A 24,411-nucleotide genomic window follows, 5' to 3' on the forward strand; every position below is an offset into this window, starting at 1 on the left:
CCAGCTGGACTTTAGGCGGGGGGTGGCCTCGGCACGAAGCAACACACGGCGCCGGTCTCATCGACCTGTACTTGGCAAGACCGCAGCAATTGCGCTCGCAGCCGCTGCCGTGCGCGTTGAATGCGCGACTTTGCCCCGGGCAGCGACAAGCCCTTCAGCGCTGCAAAACGCCCCTGGGTCATCCCACCGAGATCGCAGAGTTCGATGGCCTCGCGGTCCTCGGCAGCAAGTTCGAGCAGCACTCTTGGCAGGCAGGCCGACAGGCTGTCGACCGGCGGTAGCTCGAAATCGGGCGCCACCAGGTCGTCCGGCAGCGGCTCGCTGCTGCGGACCCCTCGCGCGCGGTCCACAACCACGTTGCGCGCCACCTCGAACAGCCAGGCGCGGGGGTTGTTCACGTCACAGAAGCGTTCGCCCTGGCGCAAGGCCTTGAGGAAAAGATCGTGCAGCACATCCTCCGCCTCCGACGGCGGGCGGACGTGGTGGCGCAGGTAGCGCAGCAGTTCGGCTTCGTGCGCCGACCAGGCGGAGAGCAGGCAGGGGACCGTCACATTGGAGCGCTCATTTCGGGGCAATGGTTGTTGATCGTTCGCCAAGGAAGGCGGGGTGGGCCGTCTAGGTCAGATCGACGCCTGACTCACCCGCTTCGACAGTTCCTGGGCGCTCTCATTGCGTTCACTGTAGCGGTCGACGAGTTGGGGGGCGATGTCACGCGTCGGCAGGGTGAGCTTCACCAGCTCCTCCATCACATCGACGACGCGATCGTAGCAGGCCGAGGGCTTCATGCGGTCGTGGTCGTCGAACTCGAGGAAGGCCTTGGCCACCGAGGACTGGTTGGGGATGGTCAGCATGCGCATCCAGCGTCAGAGCACGCACATCTGGTTGACCGCGTTGAACGACTGCGAGCCGCCGCACACCTGCATCACCGCCAGCGTCTTGCCCTGAGTCGGACGCACGGCACCCACCGACAGCGGTATCCAGTCGATCTGCGTCTTCATGATGCAGGTCATCGCGCCGTGGCGCTCGGGCGAGCACCACACCATGCCCTCGGCCCACTGCGTGAGCTCGCACAACTCAACCACCTTGGGGTGGGTGTCGGGGGCAGATCGGGCAAGTCGGTGGCCAGAGACCTACAAATCCACCCAAACGAAAACGCCCGGACGAGATGCCCGGGCGTTTTCGACTTTATTGGCAAGGAACAACTGCGACAGCAGTCCCTCTAGGCTCACTCCACCGTCACACTCTTGGCCAGATTCCGCGGCTTATCCACATCGGTCCCCTTCACCAGCGCCGCGTGGTACGACAGCAGCTGCAGCGGGATCACGTGCAGCACCGGCGACAGCATGCCGTAGTGCTCGGGCATGTGCAGGATGTGAACGCCTTCCGATTCGGGAATCTCGCTGCCGGCATCGGCGAACACGTACAGTTCGCCGCCACGGGCGCGGACTTCCTGCAGGTTGGACTTGAGCTTCTCCAGCAACTGGTCGTGCGGCGACACCGCGATGACCGGCATGTCCTTGTCCACCAGCGCCAGCGGGCCGTGCTTGAGCTCGCCGGCGGCGTAGGCCTCGGCGTGGATGTAGGAGATCTCCTTGAGCTTGAGCGCGCCTTCCATGGCAATCGGCCAGTGGCTGCCGCGACCGAGGAAGAGTGCATGCTCCTTGCTGGCGAAGCGCTGCGCCCACTTCTCGATCTCGGGCTCGAGTTCCAGCACCTTCTGCACCGCGACAGGCAGGTGGCGCAGCGCGACGAGGTGGCGTTCCTCGTCGGCGGCCGACAGGCGACCATTGAGCTTGGCCAGCGCCAGCGTCAGCAGTGCGAAGGCGGCGAGCTGGGTGGTGAAGGCCTTGGTGGAGGCGACGCCGATCTCGGGGCCGGCGCGGGTGATGAAGCGCAGCGCCGTTTCGCGCACGATGGCGGACTCGGGCACGTTGCAGATGGCCAGCGTGCGCTCCATGCCGAGCGACTTCGCATGCTTGAGCGCGGCCAGAGTGTCGGCCGTCTCGCCCGACTGCGAGATGACCACAACCAGGGTGTCAGGGTCCGGCACCGATTCGCGATAACGGTATTCGCTGGCGATCTCGACCGTCACCGGCAGCTTGGCGATGGCCTCGATCCAGTAACGCGCGACCAGGCCGGCGTGGTAGCTGGTGCCGCAGGCCAGTACCAGCACGCGACGTACGCCCTCGAACACCTCGGCCGCGCGGGCACCGAAGTGCTGCGGGCTGATGCCGCCGCCGCCGGCGATAAGTTCCAGCGTATTGGCCAGCGCCTGCGGCTGCTCGAAAATCTCCTTCTGCATGTAGTGGCGGAACTTGCCCAGCTCGACCGCGTCGGCCGACAGGCTGGACAGGTGCACCTCGCGCTCGACCGGCGTGCCGTCGGCCAGCACGATGCGGTAGCTGTCGCGGCGCAGTTCGGCGAGATCGCCGTCTTCCAGATACACCACCTTGCGCGTCACCTGCAGCAGCGCGGCGGTGTCGGAGGCAGCGTACATGCCGTCCTCGCCAACCCCGAGCAGCAGCGGCGAACCGCGGCGCGCGACGATGGCGCGGAAGGGGTCGGCTTCGGCCAGCACGCCGATGGCGTAGGCGCCGACCAGCTCGTTGGTCGCCAGGCGCACCGCCTCGAACAGGTCGGGCGTGCCCTGCAGCTTGCTGTGGATGAGGTGGGCGATGGCCTCGGTGTCGGTCTCGGAGGTGAACACGTAGCCGCGCGCCTGCAGGCCGGTCTTGATCGCCTCGAAGTTCTCGATGATGCCGTTGTGCACCACTGCCAGGCCGCCCGAGATGTGCGGATGGGCGTTGCGCTCGGACGGCACGCCGTGCGTGGCCCAGCGCGTGTGCGCGATGCCGATGTTGGCCGACAGCTGGCGCGCATCGGCGAGCGCCGCAAGCTCTGCGACGCGGCCGGCGGAGCGCAGGCGGGTCAGCTCGCCCGACAGCACGGCCAGGCCGGCCGAGTCATAGCCGCGGTATTCGAGCTTGCGCAGCCCTTCGAGCAGCACGGGAACGATGTTGTTCGTTGCGATTGCAGTGACGATGCCACACATGGCGGGGCTTCCTTGAAGGCGTGATTCGTTGGGTTCGGCTGCAGGACGCGCTCAGCGCGACTGCTTCACCGGACGCTTCCAGTGTTCGAGGCTGATCTGCTTGCTGCGCGAGACGGTGAGCTGGTCGGGCGGCGCGTCCTTGGTCAGTGTGGTGCCGGCGCCCAGCGTGGCACCGCGCCCCACCCGCACCGGCGCGACGAGCTGGGTGTCGGAGCCGATGAAGACCTCGTCTTCGATGATGGTGCGGTGCTTGTTTGCACCGTCGTAGTTGCAGGTGATGGTGCCGGCGCCGATGTTGACCTTGCTGCCAACGTCCGCGTCGCCCACGTAGGCCAGGTGGTTGGCCTTGGAATGATCGGCGATGACGCTGTTCTTGACCTCGACGAAGTTGCCCAGATGCACGTCGCTGCCCAGCACGGTGCCCGGCCGGGTGCGGGCATAGGGCCCGATCACGCAGGCCTGGCCCATCGTCGTGCTGTCGACGTGACTGAACGGCTCAATCCGGGTGCCAGCGCCGATACGTGCATTGCGGATGACGCAGTGGGCGCCGATGCGCACGTTGTCGCCGAGTTCGACCTCGCCCTCGAACACGCAGCCGACGTCGATCTCGACGTCGCGGCCGACGGTGAGGCTGCCGCGCACGTCGATGCGGGCCGGGTCGATCAGCGTGACGCCCTCTTCCATCAGGCGGCGGGCGATGTTGCCCTGGTGGATGCGCTCGAGCTCGGCGAGCTGCATCTTGTTGTTGACGCCCAGCGTCTCGGCGAACGCATCGGGCTGCACGGTGGCGACCTCGACGCCGTCGGCCACGGCGAGCCCGATGATGTCGGTGAGGTAGTACTCGCCCTGGGCGTTGTCGTTGCCGATGCGGCCGAGCCAGTCGCGCAGGCGCACGACCGGGGCGACGAGGATGCCGGTGTTCACCTCCCGCACCTTGCGCTCGTCGTCGGTCGCGTCCTTCTCCTCGACGATGCGGGTAACGCCGCCCGCGGCATTGCGCAGGATGCGGCCGTAGCCGGTCGGGTTATCCATCTCGACGGTCAGCAACGCCAGTCGATCGACGCCGGCGGCGGAAACCAGTCGGCGCAGCGTGGGCACACCGATCAGCGGCACGTCGCCATACAGCACCAACGCCATGTCGCCATCGGTGAGGTGCGGCAGCGCCTGCTGCACCGCATGGCCGGTGCCAAGCTGCGGCGCCTGCCGCGCCCAAGCCAGGTCAGCCGCGTCGAGGCGCTCACGCACCACCTCGCCGCCGTGGCCATAGACCACGCAGATGCGCTGCGCGTCCAGCGTGCGCGCCGTATCCAGCACGTGGGCCAGCATCGGCTTGCCGGCAATGGGTTGCAGCACCTTGGGCAGGACGGAACGCATGCGCTTGCCCTGGCCGGCAGCGAGAACGACGACTTCCATGGAGTTTTTCCAGCGGGTTGGCGGATGGGGCGGGAGTTTATCATCGTGATGCGCCGCGAGATGTGCGCACATGCATGGCAAATGCGTGGAAACCACAATGCCGGCGCAGGAATTTGCGCCTAAATTGACGCATTGCACAATCGTCAACGTTTAGCGCTTATATTGCTCACGCACAGCATCTAGAATCGCGTGCTGCAAAGCACATCAATGAGATCCGCCATGGAACATTCCTCCGCTCCCCAGTTCATCCAGAACCGCACCTTCGACGAGATCCAGGTCGGCGACTTCGCCCAGTTGATGCGCACCCTGCGTCCCGAAGACATCCACCTGTTCGCCGCCATGTCCGGCGACGTCAATCCGACCCACGTCGACGTCGAATACGCGCGCTCGAGCCAGTTTCGCGAGGTGGTCGGCCACAGCATGTGGGGCAGCACGCTGATCTCGACCATCCTTGGTACCGAATTTCCCGGTCCCGGCACCGTCTATGTGTCGCAGGGGCTGAACTTCTGGCGGCCGATCACGATCGGCGACACGCTGACGATCACCGTGACCTGCAAGGAGAAATACGAGCACAACCACCACATCGTGTTCGACTGCCTGGCGGTCAACCAGGACGGACTCAAGGTCATCGACGGCGTCGCCGAGGTGATGGCGCCGACGCAGAAGATCAAGCGTGAGCGCGTGGTGCTGCCCGAAGTCACCATCAGCGACCGCGAACTGCGCTACCGCCACCTGCTGTCGGTGTCGGCCGGCCTGTCGCCGATCCCGATCGCCGTGGCGCATCCCTGCGACAAGGAATCGCTGTCCGGACCGGTGCAGGCCGCCAAGGCTGGCCTGGTCGACCCGATCCTGGTCGGCCCGGAAAGCAAGATCCGCGCGGTGGCCGAAGAGCACGGCATCGACATCAAGGGCTTCCGCATCGTCGATGCCGAGCACAGCCACGCCTCGGCCGAAATCGCCGTCGCCCTGTGCCGCGACGGTGGCGCCGAGGCGCTGATGAAGGGTTCGCTGCACACCGACGAGATGATGAGTCAGGTCATCAAGCACCTGCGCACGGGCCGTCGCATCAGCCACGTCTTCCTCGCCGACGTCCCGACCTACCCGCATCCGCTGATGATCACCGACGCCGCGATCATGATCGAGCCCACGCTCGAGGATAAGGTCGACATCATCCAGAACGCGATCGAACTCGCCCACATCCTCGGCCTGCCCGAACCCAAGGTGGCGATCCTGTCTGCGGTGGAGACCGTCACCTCCAAGATCCGCTCCACCATCGAGGCCGCCGCACTGTGCAAGATGGCAGACCGCGGCCAGATCAAGGGCGGCCTGCTGGACGGTCCGCTGGCCTTCGACAACGCGGTGTCGCTGGTCGCCGCCAAGACCAAGGGCATCAAGTCGGTGGTGGCGGGTAATGCCGACATCCTCGTCGTGCCCGACCTCGAGTCCGGCAACATGGTTGCCAAGCAGCTCGAGTACCTGGCCAACGCGCTGATGGCCGGCGTGGTGCTGGGCGCGCGCGTGCCCATCGTGCTGACCAGCCGTGCCGACACCGCCGAGACCCGCGCGGCCTCGTGCGCCGTGGTGCAGCTGATGGCACACAAGAAGCGGGAGATGATGAAGCGATGAAGGCCGTCCTCGTTCTCAACGCCGGCTCCAGCAGCCTCAAGTTCGCGCTCTATCCGATCAACGGCGAACTCGCCGCCGAGCCTGCCTTCTCCGGCCAGGTCGAGGGCATCGGTGCGACGCCCGAGATCACCCTCAAGACGGCATCCGGCACCCGCATCCATGAAGCGGTGCGCACCTCCGGCAGCCAGGGCGAGCAGCACCGCGACGCGCTTAACCACGTGTTCGGCCTGCTGACGCAGCACAACCCCGACCTCGAGATTGTGGCCGCCGGCCACCGCATCGTGCATGGCGGCGACCACTACAGCGCCCCGACGCGGCTCGACGAGGCGGTGCTGCGCACGCTCGACACCTTCGTGCCGCTGGCGCCGCTGCATCAGCCTCACAACCTGCGCGCGGTGCGCGCGGTCGCAACGCTGATGCCGGACGTGCCGCAGGTCGGCTGCTTCGACACTGCCTTCCACCGTACCCAGCCCGCCGTCGCCCAGGCCTTCGCGTTGCCGCGCCGCATCTCGGCCGAGGGCGTCAAGCGCTACGGCTTCCACGGCCTGTCCTACGACTACGTCGCGCGCCAGTTGCCCGGCATCATCGGCGAGCGCGCACAGGGCGCGGTCGTCATCGCCCACCTGGGCAACGGCGCATCGATGTGCGCGCTGCGTGACGGCAGGAGCGTGGCATCCACGATGGGCTTCACCGCCGTCGAGGGCCTGATGATGGGCACCCGCACCGGCAGCCTCGACCCCGGCGTGATGCTCTACCTGATGGAACAGAAGGGCATGGACGCCAAGGCGCTGACCAACCTGCTGTACAAGGAGTCGGGCCTGCTGGGCGTGTCCGGCATCAGCCAGGACATGCGCACCCTGCTCACCTCCGACGCCCCCGAGGCGAAGGAGGCGGTGGACCTGTTCTGCTACCGCATCGCGCGCGAGCTCGGCTCGCTGGCTGCGGCCGCAGGCGGTCTGGACGCGCTGGTGTTCACAGGCGGCATCGGCGAGCACGCCGCTGCAGTACGCGAGAAGGTGGCCGCGCTGTCGGCGTGGCTTGGCGTGAAGATCGACGCCATCGCCAACGCCGACCACGCCCGCCGCATCGACGCGACCGGCAGCCAGGTCGCGGTTGCGGTGGTGCCGACCAACGAAGAGCGCATGATCGCGCGCTACACGGTCGAGACGCTGGGCCTGTAATCCGCGTCGGGCGCAGTCCGCCGGACTGCGCCCATCCGGCCTCCCCGGCGCTCCGCCGGGTTATCCCTGCTTGAGCCCCCTCCCCCGCAGTGCTACCGTCATTCCCCCGGCATGATGGAGCACGACATGAAAACCCGCAGCCTTCTCGCCACGGCCCTGCTGATGGCCGCCTTCGGCGCCTGGGCAAAACAGGCGGTCGACACCGGCCACGGCGGTGCCGTTGCCACCATCTCGCACGAAGCCAGCCTGGCCGCAATGGAAATCCTGGACGCTGGCGGCAATGCCATCGACGCCGCGGTGGCTGCCGCGGCAACGCTCGGGGTCACCGATCCATTCAGTTGCGGCATCGGCGGCGGCGGTTTCATGCTGATCTACTCGGCCAGGGACCAGCGCGTGATCGCGCTCGACCACCGCGAGGTGGCGCCGGCCACCTTCCACCCCGGCGTGTTCCGCAATGCGGACGGCAGCGAGATGGAATGGAAGGCGGCCGTGCCCAACGGCCTCTCGGTCGGCGTGCCCGGCACGGTGCGCGGCTGGCACGAGGCGCTGGCGCGCTACGGCACGATGGGGTTCGAGCAGGTTCTGGCCCCCGCGATCCGTGTCGCCGAACAGGGCTTTGCGGTCGGGCCCAACTTCCACCGCATCAACACCGCCAACGAGGCCAAGTTCGCACGCTTCTCCACCGCATCGGCGCTCTACCTGAAAGATGGCAAGGCGCTGCCGGTCGGCATGCACTTCCGCAATCCGGACATGGCACAGACCTACCGCGACATCGCGCGCGGCGGGGTCAAGGCCTTCTACGAGGGTCCGATCGCAGCCAGCATCGTCGCCGCGGTCAACCACCCGCCGGCCAACCCGGGGGTCGCGGTCCTGCCCGGCGACATGACGATAGCCGACCTGCAGGACTACGAGGCGCGCATCCGCCAGCCCATCCGTTCGACCTACCGCGGCTACGAGATCCACGGCATGCCCACGCCGTCGAGCGGCGGCATCGCGATCGCACAGGCGCTGAACATGCTGGAGACCTTCGACCTGTCGAGCCGGTCGCGGGCCGAGATCGAGCATCTCTACCTCGAGGCTTCGCGCCTGGCCTTCGCCGACCGTAACGCCTACGTCGCCGACGAGACGTTCGTCGATGTGCCCCGGGAAGGCCTGCTATCCAAGGCCTACGCACGCGAGCGTGCGCGGCAGATCGGCCCGCGCGCCGCGCCGGGCAAGGTTGACGCCGGGGACCCCTACCCCTTCGAGAACGATCTGTCGGTGCCACTGCGGCCGCGACCGAAGCCACTGGCACGGGAGTCGATGCACACCACCCACCTGGCGGTGTCCGACCGCGAAGGCAACGTCGTCGCCTACACCTTCACCATCGAGGACTGGGGCGGCAGCGGCATCGTCGTGCCGGGACGCGGCTTCCTGCTCAACAACGAACTCACCGACTTCGACTTCAGCGGTCCGCACCCCAACGTGCCCGAAGCCTTCAAGCGGCCACGCTCCAGCATGAGCCCGACCATCGTGCTCAAGGACGGTGCGCCGGCCTTCACGATCGGCTCACCCGGCGGCTCGACCATCATCACCACCGCACTGCAGACCCTCGTCAACCACATCGACCTCGGTATGAGCCTGGCCGATGCCCTTGCCGCACCCCGCATGAGCCAGCGCAACGGCGACACCACACTGGTCGAGACGCTGCTCGGCTTCCCCGGCAGTGAGCAGGCGAAAGCGCTCGAAGCATTGGGCCACCGATGGCGTGAGACGGACCAGATCGGCGCTGCCAACGGCATCCGCTTCAACACCGACGGCACGGTGACCGCCGTCAGCGAGCCGCTGCGTCACGGCGGCGGCAGCGCGATCGTGCAGAAGCAGTAGACGGTTCAGGCCAGCACGCCTGCGGGCAACTCATCGACGAGGATCCACACGGCGGTGGCGCCCAGCAGCGCCGCCATCGTGAGGTTGAACGTCCGCAGCGCAGCCGGCCGTTCCAGCAGGCTGCGCATGCGGTCACCGATACCGGCCCACAATGCGATGCACGGCAGGTTGATGACGGCACATGACAGGCCGAGCAGCGCAACCGCAGCCCAGCCGGCCCCCTGGGGCAGGAACAGGATCGCGACGTTGAGCACCATCATCCAGGCCTTGGGATTGACCCACTGGAACAGCGCCGCCCCGACGAAACCGAGCGGTCGCGCCTGCCCAGCGTTGCCCGGGCGCCCGGCCTGCGCCTGTCGCCACGCCAGCCACAGCAGGTAGCTGCAGCCCAGCAGCACCAGCGGCAGGCGCAGGGCCTCGATCCAGTTCATCGCCCAGGCCACCGTCCCGCCCACCAGCACGACCTGCACGCCATGCCCGACGCTGATGCCCAGCATGTGCGGCAGGGTACGGCGAAAGCCGAAATTGACCCCGCTCGCGGCGAGCATGATGTTGTTCGGTCCGGGCGTGACGGACATCGTGGCGACGTAGGTCATGAGGGGCAGGTCGAGCATGGTGGTCTCCTTGCATCACGGGTCCGGACGACCCGCTGCAGAACCACTCTATGCGCACGGCAAATACAGATACAGAGCCAGAGCTTGTCGTCTATATTGGGTACAGTCTGCAGAAATGCAGTTCTGTATCCGCAGCCAGCTCACCGATCTGTATCCATGTCCATCACCGAAGCCCTGCCGCTGTATCAATCACTGGCCGACGAACTGCGCGACGCGATGCGCGACGGCCGCCTGCCTGCCGGCGCCCGCCTGCCCTCGGTACGGGAGGCGGCCTCCAGCCGCAGTTTGAGCATCAACACCGTACTGGCCGCCTACCGTCAGCTGGAAGCCGCGGGCCTCGTCGAGGCTCGCCCGCAGTCGGGCTATTTCGTGCGCTCGCGCCTGCCCTCGCCGCCTCCTGCGCCAGCCGGGCACCTGCCGGAGGAAGGGCGCCCGGCCGATGGCGCCGTGCTGAGTCGCATCGCGACCGTGCTGGCGGCCCAGACCCGCCCCGACACCATCGACCTGTCGCTCGCCTGCCCGAAGGGCGGTGACTTCTATCCCGGCGAACGCCTCGCGCGCATCGTCGCCGACCTGTCGCGGCGCCGGCCCGCCCTGCTCACCGACTATTCGCTGCCACCGGGCTCCGCCTTGCTGCGCGAACAGATCTGCCTCCATGCCGCCGCGCTGGGCATGAACCTGTCCCCCGACGCCATCCTGATCACCAACGGCTGCATGGAAGCGCTGCAACTCGCGCTGCGCGCCGTCACCCGCCCGGGCGATACGGTGGGTCTGGAGTCGCCGACCTACTTCAACCTGATTCCGCTGATCGACCGCCTCGGACTGAAGACCATCGAGTTGCCCACGCACCCGGACACCGGACTTTCGCTCGACGCGCTTGAGCTCTTGCTGTCCGAGGGGCGCCTGCAGGCCGTGGTGGCGATGCCCAACGTCCACAACCCGCTCGGCACCGGCATGCCGCTGGCCGCCAAGCGCCGGCTCGCCGCCCTGGCCGCGCAGTACCGGGTGCCGGTGATCGAGGACGCCCTGTACGCGGAACTGCAGTTCGCCACGCCCCTGCAGCCGACGGCCAAGGCCTTCGACCGCGACGGCTGGATCATCGTCTGCGCCTCCTATACCAAGACGCTGGCACCGGGCTTTCGGATCGGCTGGATGGAGGGCGGCCGCTTCGGCCGGGCGCTGGCGGAACTGAAGTTCTGCTCCTCGGTGGCGCAGCCGGCGTTGCTGGCCGAGGCCGTCGGCAGGTTCCTGGAAAATGGCGGCTACGCCCAACACCTGCGCCGGCTGCGGCGGGTGTATGCGGGCCAGATCGAACGCCTGCGCGGCCTGATCGATGCGTCCTTTCCACGCGGCACCCTCGCCACACAGCCCAGCGGCGGCTTCCTGCTCTGGGTCGAACTGCCCGAGGGCTGCAACACCAACGCCCTGTTCGACGCGGCCTTGCCGCTTGGCATCGGCATCACGCCCGGCAAGCTCTACGCCCCCAGCGGTCGCTACAGCCGGCACCTTCGCCTGTCAGGCTGTTACCCGTTCACCGAACGCCATGTGCAGGCACTGGGCACGCTCGGCGCCCTTGCCAGCGCGCAACTGACCGAGGGCTGAGCATGCGCCAGCGCGACACCAGTCCGGCATCGGACGGCTGCCGTGTCAGACGTCGTTGTCGGTTTCGTTGGCGATGCCGTCGTCCAGCCCGTCGCTGCCGAGTTCCTCGACCTCGAGCTCCACGGTCTGCAGACGACGCAGGCGGTCGGGCGCCTGCAAGGCGTGCTGTCCGCCGTTGAACAGGTCGCGCTTGAGTACCGATATGGCTTCAACCCAGGCGGAAGAAGCCTCGCAGCCGATCTGCGCTTCGCCGTCGCGGCACACGGTCAGCGCCTTCCCTTCCACGGTGAAGTGCACGCCGGGCAAGGGGCGCACGCGCACCACGTCATCGGCATGCGCGGCAAAACGCAACATGGTCTCGCGTTCATCGCCCAGCAGGTCGAGGACCAATGCCGGCAAGGCGTAGATCGGCAGGTCGCCGGTGCGGACCGGGCCGCGCCGGCCGTCGATGACGATCAGCGGGGTGGCGACGAGGGTACGGAACATTGCATCGTCAAACTCGCTGCGGCTCGCGGCAAGGAGCCCGGATTCGGCATAGCCACCATGGTTCCAGCCCAGCGACGGCAGGTGGTCACCGAACAGCACGACGATCGCGTCGGGATCGCGCCTTCGCAGCTCGGTGAGGAAGTGCATCAACTCTCGCGACTTGTAATACACGGTGTTCGCGTAGGCGCTCACCAGGCTGTTGTCGGTCGCGGCGGTGATCACCGGCGGGCGTGCTTCGTTGAGCGGGTAGTCCAGATGTCCGAAGTAGGTCAGCACGTAATTGAACAGCGGCCGACCACCGTCGAGCTCGGGGCCGATGCGCTCGAGCACCTGGCGATACAGGGAGGCATCGCTGAGGAACTCGCCATTCATGTCGTCGAGCACGAAGTTGCGGTCGGACCAGTACTGCTCGAAGCCGACACGGCGATAGGCGTTGATGCGGTTCCAGAACGGCGCGGCGTTGGGGTGCGAGGCCACGCTGCGATATCCGACCTCGCCCAGGTGACGCGGCAGGCAGGGCACGTCGCGGCGCAAGCGGCCTTCGAAGAACACGGCGTCGGTCTGAACCGGGAATCCGCACAGCGCCTCGAACTCGGCATTGGCGGTGTAGCCGCCGAACACTGGCGACAGGGCCCGCGCGTTGCCCGCGGCCTTCCACAGCTTGCGGAAAGCCGGGTCGAGCGGATCGGCCGACAAGCCCGCTGCCTTGAGTGGCAATGAGTCCCAGAAGGACTCGAGCACAATCATGTGCACGTTGCGCCCGGCGCGGCCGGAGCGCTGCATTGCGGCCTTGAAGAGACTGCCGGGCGGCTTCGCCCCGAGCAGCATCAATGCCTCATCGACCTCGACCATCTGCGGCGGCTGCGTGCGGCGCGAGAGGTTACGCGCCGTTTCCTGCACGAGGTGCAGGGGCAAGCCCCGCATTTCGTAGTTGCCGCGCTGGTTCCAGACCCAGTCGCCGAAGCGGGCGTCCATCCAGCCCACCACCAGCGCCGGATGTTTCGCCACGGCCGCGACGGCCAGGACCACGCCCGCGAGCGCCAGCCAGGCCCTGGGTTTGCGCCAGGCGAACATCCACAGCAGGCCGGCCAGCGGCAGTGCGAGCATCGCGACACTGCCCCATAGCTGCCAGCCGTCGAGCAACAGGAAGAGATTCTTCGCCGCCACGAAGTCGTCGGGCATCACCGGCCCGCCGAGCACGGCGAGCTTGATCGCGTTGGACACGGTGAAGGCCGAGAACAGCACGCCCATCGCCAGCGCAAAGTGCATCACGCTGCGCGCCATCATGAACAGCAGCCCGCCCACGAACAGATGTGCGCAAAGATCACGCAGCCATGCGCCCGCTTCGGGTGACACGCCCAGGGCAAATGCGATGCCGGTCTGCGCGAGCAGGTACCACAGCGTGACCAGACCCAGCGCCCACGCCCACTCGCGCACCCGCGAGGTCGCGGGTCCCGTTCCAACCGGACAGTTCGACGACGAGGAATGAATGAATCGATGCACGGCGGTTTTCTGGAGCCACTCTGGGGATCCGATAATACCGCTGTAACACAACCGTGAGTCGGCATGCATGTTACTGGATGCGGCGATGTCGCCCCGGATCACTGCGGCGCATTACACGGGCTTCGACGCGCCGCCCTGGCCTGCGACATCCATCCTCATCGGACCTCACCGTCCGGGTCCAGGTACAAGACGGCCTGGTCCCGCCCGAGCCGCTTGGCTTCGTACAATGCCGCATCGGCCTGCTCTAAAAGCTCACTCATCAGCGGCCAGTCGGGCCCGCCCTCGGGCGCGACCCGATGCGTCCGCGCGTACTCGACCGTGACGGCGTCGGCCTTCAGCCAGGCTACGCCGATGCTGACGGTCACATGCGATGCAACCGTCGATGCGGCATGCGGAATCTGCAGCCTGCGTACGGCCTCGCACATGCGTTGAGCGAGGTCGAGTGCGGCCTTCCCGTCCGTGAGCGGAAGCAGGACCGCGAACTCCTCACCGCCATAGCGTGCCACCAGCTCGCCGGCACGACCGACGTGAGCCTGAAGCGCGGCAGCCAGTGCCTTCAGGCACTGATCACCGGCCGGGTGACCATATTGGTCGTTATAGAGCTTGAAGTGATCGACATCGATCATCAGCAGCGCGAGCGGGGTTTCGCCACGCACGGCGAGCGCCAGCTGGAAGCTCACGGCTTCGTCGAGCCCCCGGCGGTTCGCCACACCGGTCAGCGGATCGACCCGCAGCTGCGCCTCCAGTCCCCCCAGGCTGCGCTGCAGGGCCTGGGTCAACACCCGTTCGCGCTGCCAGGCACGGCGCAACACAAGGCCGAACACCCCGGCCGAGGCGAGCAGCAAAAGGCTGACCGGCAAGGCCAAGGCCAAGACCTCCCGCCTGCGTACATCGGCAAACACCTCGGCCACCTCGACGGAGGACAGCAGCAGCCAGCGCGTACCGAACACCGGGCTGGCCATCGCCATCACTGCGCGGCCCTGTTCATCGCTTGCGTAGAACACGCCCCGCACGCCCCCCAGCGCCAGCACGACCGCGGCCGGATTGCCGTCAAGCGGGTAGCGATACTGCAGCACCTCCGCTTTGACCCCGCGCGGCGCATTCAGATAGCGTGCCTGCTCGCCGTCACGCCAGACAATACCGGAACGCGCCGTCTGGCTCGGCGTCGGCCAGGGCTCGAGCAACGGCAAGAGCGCGGAACGCAGGTCCTGCACCAGCCACACCGCACCGATCGCCACCTCATCGTCGTAAAGCGGCGCGAACACACTGATGAAGGGGAAGGCAAAGGCCTGATCGGATACCGGCTCCGCCATCACGGCCTTGGCCGAAGAAAGCGCCGACTGCAAGGCGCCCAGATCGGCCATGGGGACCCGCTTCCCTTCCCGACCGTCGTCTGCACGATTGCTCAGCAGGACGGTGCCTGCGGAATCGACAAAATGCACCGCGGTGTAGTGCCCGAGCTCATTGAGCGTACGCAAGCGGCGACGCACGCCTTCGCGAGCGCTGACATCGCCGTCGCCCAGCCAGTGGCCGAGTGCGGCCGACAGCAGGGTGTCCTCGACCAGCATCTCCGCATCGCGCAATGATCGCTGCTGCCAGCCGACGACCGCCTGCAGCTGCAACTGGTTGATAGACTGCAGCTCTCTCTCTGCCTGATGGCGGTGGCGGTTCTCGCGTTCGACATACACGCCGTGAAGCCATGCAATCAGGCAAATGACCAGCAGCACGAGCAACGCCGCAGCGGCAAGAGCCCCCTTGCGGCGCTTCAGGGCGGAATCGGATGCTGGTCGGGGTACGCTAGACAAGGCCGGCTCGGGCAAATTCGGGGATCAACAAGGAAATCGCATGACAAGAACTGCATGTTCCAACGCTTGGCGAGTGATCGCTCGCTGCCTGCTGGCTGGATTCGTCAGCGGAATGGCAATTGTTTCAGGATACGCTGCAGCGAAAGATCAGGTCGTGTTCGGGATCACGCTGGAACCCGACCGGCTCGATCCGACGAGCGCGCCAGCAGCGGCAATCGGCGAAGTCGTGCACTACAACGTGCTGGAGGGGCTGGTAAAGATCGAAGAGAATGGCCAGACGAGCCCGATGCTTGCCGAATCCTGGGACGTTTCGGCCGATGGCAGGACCTACACCTTCCGGTTGCGACCCGGCGTGCGCTTTCACGACGGACAGGCTTTCGATTCGGCTGCAGTGAAGTTCTCGTTCGAGCGCGCCAAACGGCCCGACTCCGGCAACAAGTCGCGAACAAAACTGTTCGACAAGATCGAGCACATCAGCACTCCCGACCCGCTCACCGTCATTCTGGTTCTGCGTCATCCCGATCCTCACCTGCTGTATCGCCTCGGCGAGAGCCCCGCCGTGATCCTGCATCCCGCCAGCGTGGATCGCGCCATGGCCGCCCCTATCGGTACCGGGCCCTTCCGTTTCGAGCGATGGGACAAGGGGCACTCGATCACGCTCGTCAAATGGCCTGAGTACCGCAATGCCGATACCGTTGACCTGCAGCGCGCGGTGTTCCGCTTCACCAACTCCTTCGTCGACAAGCTCGAACTGCCACCCGAAGTGGATGTGTTCTTCAACTTCGCCACGAAAACGGTTCTGCGCAACCGGCTGAACGAACGTTATCAGGTACTCATTGGCGGCTCGAGCAGCAAGGCACTGCTCGCGATCAACAACCGCCACAAACCGCTCGACGACGTCCGCGTACGCCGCGCGATCAACCATGCCATCGATCGTGCGGCCGTGATCCGGCAAATCCTTGATGGTCGTGGCAGCGCCATCGGAAGCCACTTCGCCCCCACCGAAGTCGGCTATCTGCATCTGGCCGACCGCTACCCCCATGACCCCGGGCGTGCCAGAGCATTGCTGGCGGAGGCCGGCATCGAAGGTGGCCTCAGGCTCAAACTGAGCCTGCCGCCCACCCCCTACGCGCGGGACGGCGGACAGCTGCTCGTGCAACAACTCGCAGCAGTCGGCATCGACACGGACGTGGAACTGGTCAGCTGGGCCGAATGGCTGAACGGCGCATTCAAGGGCAACTTCGAGCTGACGCTGATCAACCACGTCGAGCCACTCGACTACGACATCTACACTGACCCGTCCTACTACTTCGGCTACGACAGCGCCGAGTTCCGCGCGCTGGTCGAGGCCCACCGCAACGCCGACAACCCGCGCCAGCGCAACCGACTGCTTGCCGACATCCAGCGCAAGTTGGCGGACGACGCCGTCAATGCCTGGATCTATGCGCCGCAGGTGTCCACCGTGGCACGCAAGGGACTGGAAGGGCTGTGGGTGAACTATCCGATCTACGTCCACGATCTCGCCGCACTGCGGTGGCGCTGAAGTGACTCCCTGCCGGAGGGACACACGGCCAACCGGCGCGCTACACACGCGGCCGCCGTAAACGGACGAGGGGGGCGGATCGACTTGCTCGATCCGCCCCCCTCCGGGCTCGACGCTAATTTTCCGCCTTACCTCGGCAACAGGCTTTCGCCCATCAGGAATGCATCGACCTCGCGCGCGCACTGGCGCCCCTCGCGAATCGCCCACACCACCAGCGACTGGCCGCGACGCATGTCACCGGCGGCAAACACCTTCGGCGCGTTGGTGGCGTAGCAGCCTTCGCCGTCGGTCGTCGCCTTGGCGTTGCCGCGCGCGTCCTTGCCAACGCCGAAGGCCTCGAGCACGCCGCCCACCGGCTGGGTAAAGCCCATCGCGAACAGCACCAGGTCGGCCTTGATCTCGAACTCCGAGCCCGGCACTTCGGACATCTTGCCGTCCTTCCACTCCAGGCGACAGGCCTTGAGCGCCTTGACCTTGCCGTTCTTGCCGATGAACTCCTTGGTGGCGACGGCGAAGTCGCGCTCGCAGCCTTCCTCGTGCGAGGACGAGGTCCGCAGCTTGGTCGGCCAGTACGGCCACACCAGCGGCTTGTTCTCCTGCTCGGGCGGCATCGGCATCAGCTCGAACTGGGTTACGCTGGCCGCGCCGTGGCGATTGGACGTCCCCACGCAGTCGGAACCGGTGTCGCCACCGCCGATCACGACCACGTGCTTGCCCTTGGCCGAGATCGGGTTGGGCTTGTCGCCGGCGACCTGCTTGTTCTGCGGGATCAGGAACTCGAGCGCGAAATGCACGCCACCGAGCTCGCGGCCCGGTACCGGCAGGTCGCGCGGCACTTCGGAGCCGCCCGCCAGCACCACGGCGTCGAAGTCCTTCTGCAGTTGCTCGGCACTGATGACTTCCTTGGCGTCATTGACGATGCCGGTCGGCATTTCCTTGGCACCGATCAGCACGCCGGTACGGAAGGTGACACCCTCGGCCTGCATTTGCTCGACGCGGCGGTCGATCAGTCCCTTCTCCATCTTGAAGTCGGGGATGCCGTAGCGCAGCAGCCCGCCGACACGGTCGTTCTTCTCGAAAACCGTCACGTCATGGCCGGCTCGTGCCAGTTGCTGCGCGGCCGCCAGGCCCGCCGGGCCGGAACCGACGACGGCGACCTTCTTGCCGGTCTTCACGTCCGCAACCTGCGGCACCACCCAGCCTTCTTCCCAGGCCTTGTCGATGATCGCGTGCTCGATCGACTTGATGCCCACCGCCTCGGTGTTGATGTTCAGCGTGCACGCCGCCTCGCAGGGCGCGGGGCAGATACGGCCGGTGAACTCGGGGAAGTTGTTGGTCGAGTGCAGGACCTCGATCGCCTCGCGCCAGTGGCCGCGATAAACGAGGTCGTTCCAGTCCGGAATGATGTTGTTGACCGGGCAGCCGTTGTTGCAGAACGGGATGCCGCAGTCCATGCAACGCGCGCCCTGGATCGACGCCTGCTCGTCGCTCAGACGAACGACGAACTCCTTGTAGGTCTTCAGACGCTTGTCGACCGGCTCGTAAGCCTCCGACAGGCGCTGATACTCCATGAAACCAGTTGGCTTGCCCATTTATGCGGCCTCCTTCTGTGCTTCGCGCTGCTGCGCCATTTCGGCGAGCGCACGGCGGTACTCGTGCGGGAACACCTTGACGAACTTCTTGCGCCAGGTCGCCCAGTTGTTAAGGATCTCGCGGGCGCGAACGCTGCCGGCGAAACGGACATGGCGTTCGATCAGGCCCTTGAGGATGAGCTCGTCGCCCATGGTCAGGTGGTCGATGTCGACGCGGCCGTGGGACTCGAGCTCGTCGCCCGACTCCGAGCCCTTACGCGCGGCAATCTCGTCGGGCAGCGGCTCGAGCGCGACCTGCGCCATGTTGCAGCGCTGCTCGAAAGTGCCGTCCTCGTCGAGCACGTAGGCCACGCCGCCCGACATGCCGGCGGCGAAGTTGCGGCCGGTCTGGCCGAGCACCACCACGGTGCCGCCGGTCATGTACTCGCAGCCATGGTCGCCCACGCCTTCCACCACCGCGGTGGCACCGGAGTTGCGCACCGCGAAGCGCTCGCCAGCGACGCCGGCGAAGTACACCTCGCCTTCGGTCGCGCCGTAGAGCACGGTGTTGCCGACAATGATGTTCTCCGGCGTGTCGCCGCGGAACTCGGCCTTCGGACGCACGACGATGCGACCGCCCGACAGCCCCTTGCCGACGTAGTCATTGCCCTCGCCGACCAGTTCCAGCGTGATGCCGCGGGCCAGGAAGGCACCGAAGCTCTGGCCGGCGGTGCCGTTCAGGCGGATGTGGATGGTGTCGGATGGCAGGCCGGCGTGGCCGTAGCGCGTGGCCACCTGGCCCGACAGCATGGCGCCGACCGTACGGTTGATGTTGCGCACCGTCAGGTCGATGTTGACCTTCTCGCCCTTCTCCAGCGCCGGCTTCGCGAGCGCGATGAGTTGCTGGTCCAGTGCGCCCTCCAGACCGTGGTCCTGGCCCTCGGTATGCAGGCGCGGCACCTCGGCAGGCACGTTCGGCAGGTAGAAGATGCGCGAGTAGTCCAGGCCCTGAGCCTTCCAGTGCGAGATACCCTGCTTCATGTCGAGCAGGTCCGCACGGCCGATGAGGTCATCGAACTTGCGGATGCCCAGCTGGGCCATCAGCTCGCGCACTTCTTCGGCCACGAAGAAGAAATAGTTGACCACGTGCTCGGGCTGGCCGGAGAAGCGCGCGCGCAGCACCGGATCCTGCGTGGCGACGCCCACCGGGCAGGTGTTGAGGTGGCACTTGCGCATCATGATGCAGCCTTCGACGACCAGCGGCGCGGTGGCGAAGCCGAACTCGTCGGCGCCGAGCAGCGCGCCGATGACGACGTCGCGGCCGGTCTTGATCTGGCCATCCACCTGCAGGCGCACACGCGAGCGCAGGCGGTTGAGCACCAGGGTCTGCTGGGTTTCGGCCAAGCCGAGCTCCCACGGCGACCCCGCGTGCTTGATCGAGCTCCACGGCGAGGCACCGGTACCGCCGTCATGGCCGGCAACGACGATGTGGTCGGCCTTGGCCTTGGCCACGCCCGCCGCCACCGTGCCGATACCGATCTCGGACACCAGCTTGACCGAGATGCTGGCCAGCGGGTTGGTGTTCTTCAGGTCGTGGATCAGCTGGGCCAGATCCTCGATCGAGTAGATGTCATGGTGCGGCGGCGGCGAGATAAGGCCGACACCCGGCACCGAGTGACGCAGGAAGCCGATGTACTCGGAGACCTTGTGGCCGGGCAGCTGTCCGCCTTCGCCGGGCTTGGCACCCTGGGCCATCTTGATCTGGATCTGATCGGCATTGACCAGGTACTCGGTCGTGACGCCGAAGCGACCCGACGCCACCTGCTTGATCGCGGAACGCAGCGAATCGCCGGCGCTCAGCTCAAGGTCGCGGGCGATGCGGTTTTCGCCGATCACCTGCGACAGCTTGATCGCCTGCGTCAGCGGCTTGAAGCGCATCGGATCCTCGCCACCCTCGCCGGTATTCGACTTGCCGCCGATGCGGTTCATCGCCACGGCCAGCGTGGTGTGCGCCTCGGTCGAGATCGAGCCGAGCGACATCGCACCGGTGGCAAAGCGCTTGACGATCTCCTTCGCGGGCTCGACCTCGTCCAGCGGCACGGGCGTGACCGCAGCCTTGAGCTCGAACAGGCCGCGCAGGGTCATGTGGCGCTTGCTCTGGTCGTTGATGATCTTGGCGTATTCCTTGTACGTGTCAGCCTTGCCCGAGCGCGTGGCGTGCTGCAGCTTGGCGATCGCGTCCGGCGTCCACATGTGCTCCTCGCCGCGGATACGGAAGGCGTACTCACCGCCTGCCTCCAGCATGTCATGCAGCACCGGGTCGGCACTGAACGCAGCCTTGTGCTGGCGGATGGACTCTTCCATGACCTCGAACACGCCGATGCCTTCGACCTGGCTGGTGGTGCCGGTGAAGTACTTGTCGAGCAGCGCCTGCTGCAGGCCGACGGCTTCGAAGATCTGCGCGCCGGTGTAGGACATGTAGGTCGAGATGCCCATCTTGGACATGACCTTCATCAGGCCCTTGCCGATGGCCTTGACGAAATGCTTGACGTACTTGGCCGCCGACTCGGCATCGCCCGCGAGGTGCTGCAGCGTCTCGAGCGCGAGGTAGGGGTGAACCGCCTCGGCACCATAGCCGGCGAGCACGGCGAAGTGATGCACTTCGCGCGCCGAACCGGTCTCGACCACCAGGCCTGCGCGGGTACGCAGGCCCTTGGCCACCAGGTGCTGGTGGATGGCGGACAGCGCCAGCAGCGCGGGGATCGCCACGCGATCGGCCGCGAGCTTGCGGTCGGACACGATCAGGATGTTGTAACCACCCAGCACCGCGTTCTCGGCATCGGCACAGAGCGAGGCCAGGCGCGCTTCGACGCCTTCCTTGCCCCATTCTGCCGGATAGCAGATGTCCAGCTCGGCCGAGCGGAACTTGTTCTGCGTATAGCGCGCGATGTTGCGGATCTTCGCCATGCCTTCGAAGTCCAGCACCGGCTGGCTCACCTCGAGGCGGAACGGCGGGTTGATCTCGTTGATCTCGAGCAGGTTCGGCTTCGGTCCGATGAAGGAAACGAGCGACATCACCATCTGCTCGCGGATCGGGTCGATCGGCGGGTTGGTGACCTGCGCGAAGAGCTGGCGGAAGTAGTTGTAGAGCGGCTTGTTCTTGGACGACAGCACCGCCAGCGGCGAGTCGTTGCCCATCGAACCGGTTGCCTCCTCGCCCGCCTTGCCCATCGGCTCGAGGATGAACTTGATGTCTTCCTGGGTGAAGCCGAAGGCCTGCTGGCGGTCGAGCAGCGGCGCGACGCGCTCGTCGGCAGCGGCGGTGTCGAGCACGGCCGGTGCCTCGAGGGTGTCGAGCTTGATGTTGATGCGGCGCAGCCAATCGGCGTAGGGCTTGGCGTTGGCCAGCGACTCCTTCAGTTCCTGGTCGCCGATGATGCGGCCCTGTTCCATGTCGATCAGGAACATCTTGCCCGGCTGCAGGCGCCACTTCTTGACGATCTTGCTGTCGGGAATCGGCAGCACGCCGGACTCGGAAGCCATCACGACGAGATCGTCGTCGGTAACGAGGTAGCGCGCCGGGCGCAGGCCGTTACGGTCGAGCGTGGCGCCAATCTGGCGGCCGTCGGTGAAGGCCACCGCTGCGGGGCCGTCCCACGGCTCCATCATCGCCGCATGGTATTCGTAGAAGGCGCGGCGCTTCTCGTCCATCTGCGTGTGCGACTCCCAGGCCTCCGGGATCATCATCATCATCGCGTGAGCGAGCGAGTAGCCGCTCATCACCAGCAGTTCGAGCGCGTTGTCGAAGGAGGCCGAGTCGGACTGACCGGGGTAGATCAGCGGCCAGATCTTCTGCAGATCTTCGCCCAACAGCGGCGAATGCACGCCCTTCTCGCGTGCGCGCATCCAGTTGTAGTTGCCGCGCAGGGTGTTGATCTCGCCGTTGTGCGCGATGTAGCGGAACGGGTGGGCCAGGTTCCACTTCGGGAAGGTGTTGGTCGAGAAGCGCTGGTGAACCAGCGACAGCGCGGACACGGCGCGCGGATCGACGAGGTCGAAGTAGTACTCGCCAACCTGGTTGGCCAGCAGCAGGCCCTTGTAGTTCACCGTGCGTGCCGACATCGACACCATGTAGAACTCTTTGCCGTGCTTGAGGTTAAGCGCGGCGATCGCATTCGCGGCGCGGCGGCGCACGACATAGAGCTTGCGCTCGAGCGCTTCGGTAACCATCACGTCGGCACCGCGGCCAATGAAGATCTGGCGGATCACCGGCTCCTTGGCCTTGACGGTCGGCGACATCGGCATGTCGTGGTTGACCGGGACGTCGCGCCAGCCGAGCACGACCTGGCCTTCGGCCACGACGGCGCGCTCGATCTCTTCCTCACAGGCCAGGCGCGAAGCGGCTTCCTTGGGCATGAACACCATGCCCACACCGTACTCGCCGGGCAGCGGAAGGCTCACGCCCTGCTTCGCCATCTCCTCGCGATAGAGCTGATCCGGAATCTGGATCAGGATGCCGGCGCCGTCACCCTGCAGCGGGTCGGCACCGACCGCACCGCGGTGATCCAGGTTCTTCAGGATTTCGAGGCCCTGCAGCACGATGTCGTGGGTTTTCCTGCCCTTGATGTGGGCGATGAAACCCACGCCGCAGGCATCATGTTCATTGGCGGGATCGTAAAGACCCTGCTTTTGGGGCAGATCCATCTTCTATTCCTCAAACGACAACGGAGTTCACGCGTCAGGGGCCGGGCATGCCCCAAAAACGAACGCGCACAAAAAAGCCGGGCGCGCGCGCACCGGCTTTGTGGTTTGCACCAACTTGGTGCATGTAACGCTTTTTGGTGAACGTTTCAGCGAAGCTGAGTCGCTGCATGCACCATTTTGGTAACTGCCATCAGAGATCCTGTTGACAAAAAAACTATACGCCCGTGAAACGTCAGGTTCAAGAATTTTTTTGCACTGCGGCACACCATTTCGGCAAGGCGTTCCACAACGCGCAACACGGCAACCTCGTCAGTGGATTTCGCCTACCGCAAACAGCCTTCGATGCTCTTTCATCGCGTAGCGGTCGGTCATGCCCGCAATGTAGTCGGCGATCGCCCGCGGTTTGTCGTCGCGCGCCCATGACTGATACTGCGGCGGCAGGATGTGCGGGTCGTCCATGAAGGCAACGAACAGCTCGCTGATGATGCGTCGCGCCTTGTTGGTCATGCGCAGCACCTGGTAGTGGCGATACAGCTTCTCGCGCAGGAACAGCTTGAGCTCGCGCAAACGTGGCAGCAGGTCATCCGAATAGGCCACGAGGCGCGGCGCAGTGCGGACATCGGCAAGCGTGAGCACGCCTGCGGCGGCGATGTTGGCGCGCGTCTGCTCGAGCAGGTCGATCACCATCAGGTGGATCATGCGTCGAACTGTCTCGTTGATCAGCTTGCGCCCGGCCAGGCCTGGCCACCGCGATTCGACCTCACGCCGCTGGGTGGCAAAAAGCGCCACGCCCTCGAGTTGCTCAAGCGTGATCAAGCCCGAGCGCAACCCATCGTCGATGTCGTGGTTGTTGTAGGCGATCTCGTCGGCGAGATTGGCAAGCTGGGCCTCGAGCGAGGGCTGAGTGCCCGCAAGGAAGCGCTCACCAACGTCACCAAGCAATTCGGCATTGGCGCGGGAGCAGTGCTTGAGGATACCCTCGCGGGTCTCGAACATCAGGTTCAGGCCGTCGAACGCTGCGTAGCGATCCTCCAGAAGATCGACCGTACGCAGCGACTGTAGGTTGTGCTCGAAACCGCCGTAGTCCTTCATGCAGGCGTTCAGCGCCTCCTGTCCGGCATGACCAAAAGGCGTGTGCCCAAGGTCGTGCGCGAGCGCGATCGACTCGGCGAGATCCTCATTGAGGTTGAGCTGGCGGGCAATGCCGCGGGTTATCTGGGCGACTTCGATGCTGTGGGTGAGCCGGGTGCGGAACAGGTCGCCCTCGTGATTGACGAACACCTGGGTCTTGTACTCGAGCCGCCGAAAGGCCGTGGAGTGAACGATGCGGTCGCGGTCGCGCTGGAAGTCGCCCCTCGCTATCGGAGCCGGCTCATCGTGAGTACGCCCGCGCGAGTTGGACTCAGACACGGCATAGGGAGCGAGTTGCAGCATCGTTTCGTCCT

At 66.1% G+C, this 24,411-nt stretch carries 15 protein-coding genes and 1 pseudogene; 5 read left to right on the forward strand and 11 right to left on the reverse strand.

Features of this window, described 5'->3' with window-relative positions:
* Positions 1 to 11 precede the first annotated feature (11 nt).
* From CGK74_RS02270 to glmU, 5 genes and pseudogenes are all read right to left on the reverse strand, one after another.
* Complete coding sequence (locus tag CGK74_RS02270; RefSeq protein WP_094266899.1) at positions 12 to 551, reverse strand: sigma-70 family RNA polymerase sigma factor; 540 nt, start codon at positions 549 to 551, stop codon at positions 12 to 14.
* A gap of 69 nt (positions 552 to 620) precedes the next feature.
* Positions 621 to 851, reverse strand: coding sequence for a hypothetical protein (locus tag CGK74_RS19560; RefSeq protein WP_463294564.1), 231 nt, complete (start codon positions 849 to 851; stop codon positions 621 to 623).
* Between the two features lie 12 nt (positions 852 to 863).
* Positions 864 to 1,085, reverse strand: a pseudogene (locus CGK74_RS19565) (NAD(P)H-dependent oxidoreductase); the annotation flags it as partial.
* Between the two features lie 140 nt (positions 1,086 to 1,225).
* On the reverse strand, positions 1,226 to 3,052 hold the full coding sequence (glmS, locus tag CGK74_RS02280) for a glutamine--fructose-6-phosphate transaminase (isomerizing) (protein ID WP_094266900.1): 1,827 nt from the start codon (positions 3,050 to 3,052) through the stop codon (positions 1,226 to 1,228).
* 51 nt (positions 3,053 to 3,103) lie between these two features.
* Positions 3,104 to 4,465 (reverse strand): bifunctional UDP-N-acetylglucosamine diphosphorylase/glucosamine-1-phosphate N-acetyltransferase GlmU, encoded by a 1,362-nt coding sequence (gene glmU / locus CGK74_RS02285; RefSeq protein WP_094266901.1) that lies wholly within the window; start codon positions 4,463 to 4,465, stop codon positions 3,104 to 3,106.
* Between the two features lie 219 nt (positions 4,466 to 4,684).
* Between glmU and CGK74_RS02290 the strand changes: the two genes are divergently transcribed.
* The 3 genes from CGK74_RS02290 to ggt all read left to right on the forward strand — a co-directional run bounded on the left by CGK74_RS02290 (position 4,685) and on the right by ggt (position 9,138).
* Complete coding sequence (locus CGK74_RS02290) at positions 4,685 to 6,091, forward strand: bifunctional enoyl-CoA hydratase/phosphate acetyltransferase (RefSeq protein ID WP_094266902.1); 1,407 nt, start codon at positions 4,685 to 4,687, stop codon at positions 6,089 to 6,091.
* Positions 6,088 to 7,272, forward strand: a complete 1,185-nt coding sequence (locus tag CGK74_RS02295) for an acetate/propionate family kinase (RefSeq protein ID WP_094266903.1) — start codon at positions 6,088 to 6,090, stop codon at positions 7,270 to 7,272. Before CGK74_RS02290 ends, CGK74_RS02295 begins: the two co-directional genes overlap by 4 nt.
* A 126-nt stretch (positions 7,273 to 7,398) precedes the next feature.
* The gene (gene ggt, locus CGK74_RS02300; protein ID WP_094267415.1) at positions 7,399 to 9,138 is read left to right on the forward strand and encodes a gamma-glutamyltransferase; all 1,740 of its coding nucleotides are present in this window, start codon (positions 7,399 to 7,401) and stop codon (positions 9,136 to 9,138) included.
* Between the two features lie 5 nt (positions 9,139 to 9,143).
* On the opposite strand, the gene CGK74_RS02305 is transcribed toward ggt, so the two are convergent.
* Positions 9,144 to 9,752 (reverse strand): LysE family translocator, encoded by a 609-nt coding sequence (locus CGK74_RS02305; RefSeq protein WP_094266904.1) that lies wholly within the window; start codon positions 9,750 to 9,752, stop codon positions 9,144 to 9,146.
* 156 nt (positions 9,753 to 9,908) lie between these two features.
* Here CGK74_RS02305 and CGK74_RS02310 point away from each other — a divergent pair, with 156 nt between their 5' ends.
* Positions 9,909 to 11,354 (forward strand): aminotransferase-like domain-containing protein, encoded by a 1,446-nt coding sequence (locus CGK74_RS02310; RefSeq protein WP_094266905.1) that lies wholly within the window; start codon positions 9,909 to 9,911, stop codon positions 11,352 to 11,354.
* 45 nt (positions 11,355 to 11,399) lie between these two features.
* Here the strand turns inward: CGK74_RS02310 and CGK74_RS02315 are convergent, their stop codons facing one another.
* Both CGK74_RS02315 and CGK74_RS02320 read right to left on the reverse strand, forming a co-directional pair.
* A complete protein-coding gene (locus CGK74_RS02315; protein ID WP_240498598.1) occupies positions 11,400 to 13,343 on the reverse strand; it encodes an LTA synthase family protein in 1,944 nt (647 codons plus the stop codon).
* 155 nt (positions 13,344 to 13,498) lie between these two features.
* Entirely contained in the window at positions 13,499 to 15,070 is a 1,572-nt protein-coding gene (locus CGK74_RS02320; protein ID WP_240498623.1) for a GGDEF domain-containing protein, read from the reverse strand.
* On the opposite strand from CGK74_RS02320, the gene CGK74_RS02325 reads away from it, so the two are divergent.
* A complete protein-coding gene (locus CGK74_RS02325) occupies positions 15,057 to 16,691 on the forward strand; it encodes an ABC transporter substrate-binding protein (RefSeq protein ID WP_240498599.1) in 1,635 nt (544 codons plus the stop codon). The two genes, CGK74_RS02320 and CGK74_RS02325, sit on opposite strands and share 14 nt — an antisense overlap.
* A gap of 128 nt (positions 16,692 to 16,819) precedes the next feature.
* Here the strand turns inward: CGK74_RS02325 and CGK74_RS02330 are convergent, their stop codons facing one another.
* The 3 genes from CGK74_RS02330 to CGK74_RS02340 all read right to left on the reverse strand — a co-directional run bounded on the left by CGK74_RS02330 (position 16,820) and on the right by CGK74_RS02340 (position 24,400).
* On the reverse strand, positions 16,820 to 18,283 hold the full coding sequence (locus CGK74_RS02330) for a glutamate synthase subunit beta (protein WP_094266909.1): 1,464 nt from the start codon (positions 18,281 to 18,283) through the stop codon (positions 16,820 to 16,822).
* Positions 18,284 to 22,966, reverse strand: a complete 4,683-nt coding sequence (locus CGK74_RS02335; RefSeq protein WP_094266910.1) for a glutamate synthase-related protein — start codon at positions 22,964 to 22,966, stop codon at positions 18,284 to 18,286. It abuts the gene before it with no gap.
* Positions 22,967 to 23,275: 309 nt separating this feature from the next.
* Positions 23,276 to 24,400 (reverse strand): deoxyguanosinetriphosphate triphosphohydrolase, encoded by a 1,125-nt coding sequence (locus CGK74_RS02340; RefSeq protein WP_094266911.1) that lies wholly within the window; start codon positions 24,398 to 24,400, stop codon positions 23,276 to 23,278.
* Positions 24,401 to 24,411: the final 11 nt, after the last annotated feature.

Origin of the sequence: Thauera propionica, assembly GCF_002245655.1 — a bacterium.
Taxonomy (GTDB): domain Bacteria; phylum Pseudomonadota; class Gammaproteobacteria; order Burkholderiales; family Rhodocyclaceae; genus Thauera; species Thauera propionica.

What these genes read in the sequence shown, in the direction of transcription:
- CGK74_RS19560 (WP_463294564.1), bottom strand. Translation starts at nt 851, where the DNA reads ATGCTGACCATCCCCAACCAGTCCTCGGTGGCCAAGGCCTTCCTCGAG.
- glmS (WP_094266900.1), bottom strand. Translation starts at nt 3,052, where the DNA reads ATGTGTGGCATCGTCACTGCAATCGCAACGAACAACATCGTTCCCGTG.
- glmU (WP_094266901.1), bottom strand. Translation starts at nt 4,465, where the DNA reads ATGGAAGTCGTCGTTCTCGCTGCCGGCCAGGGCAAGCGCATGCGTTCC.
- CGK74_RS02290 (WP_094266902.1), top strand. Translation starts at nt 4,685, where the DNA reads ATGGAACATTCCTCCGCTCCCCAGTTCATCCAGAACCGCACCTTCGAC.
- CGK74_RS02295 (WP_094266903.1), top strand. Translation starts at nt 6,088, where the DNA reads ATGAAGGCCGTCCTCGTTCTCAACGCCGGCTCCAGCAGCCTCAAGTTC.
- ggt (WP_094267415.1), top strand. Translation starts at nt 7,399, where the DNA reads ATGAAAACCCGCAGCCTTCTCGCCACGGCCCTGCTGATGGCCGCCTTC.
- CGK74_RS02305 (WP_094266904.1), bottom strand. Translation starts at nt 9,752, where the DNA reads ATGCTCGACCTGCCCCTCATGACCTACGTCGCCACGATGTCCGTCACG.
- CGK74_RS02310 (WP_094266905.1), top strand. Translation starts at nt 9,909, where the DNA reads ATGTCCATCACCGAAGCCCTGCCGCTGTATCAATCACTGGCCGACGAA.
- CGK74_RS02325 (WP_240498599.1), top strand. Translation starts at nt 15,057, where the DNA reads ATGACCAGCAGCACGAGCAACGCCGCAGCGGCAAGAGCCCCCTTGCGG.
- CGK74_RS02330 (WP_094266909.1), bottom strand. Translation starts at nt 18,283, where the DNA reads ATGGGCAAGCCAACTGGTTTCATGGAGTATCAGCGCCTGTCGGAGGCT.
- CGK74_RS02335 (WP_094266910.1), bottom strand. Translation starts at nt 22,966, where the DNA reads ATGGATCTGCCCCAAAAGCAGGGTCTTTACGATCCCGCCAATGAACAT.
- CGK74_RS02340 (WP_094266911.1), bottom strand. Translation starts at nt 24,400, where the DNA reads ATGCTGCAACTCGCTCCCTATGCCGTGTCTGAGTCCAACTCGCGCGGG.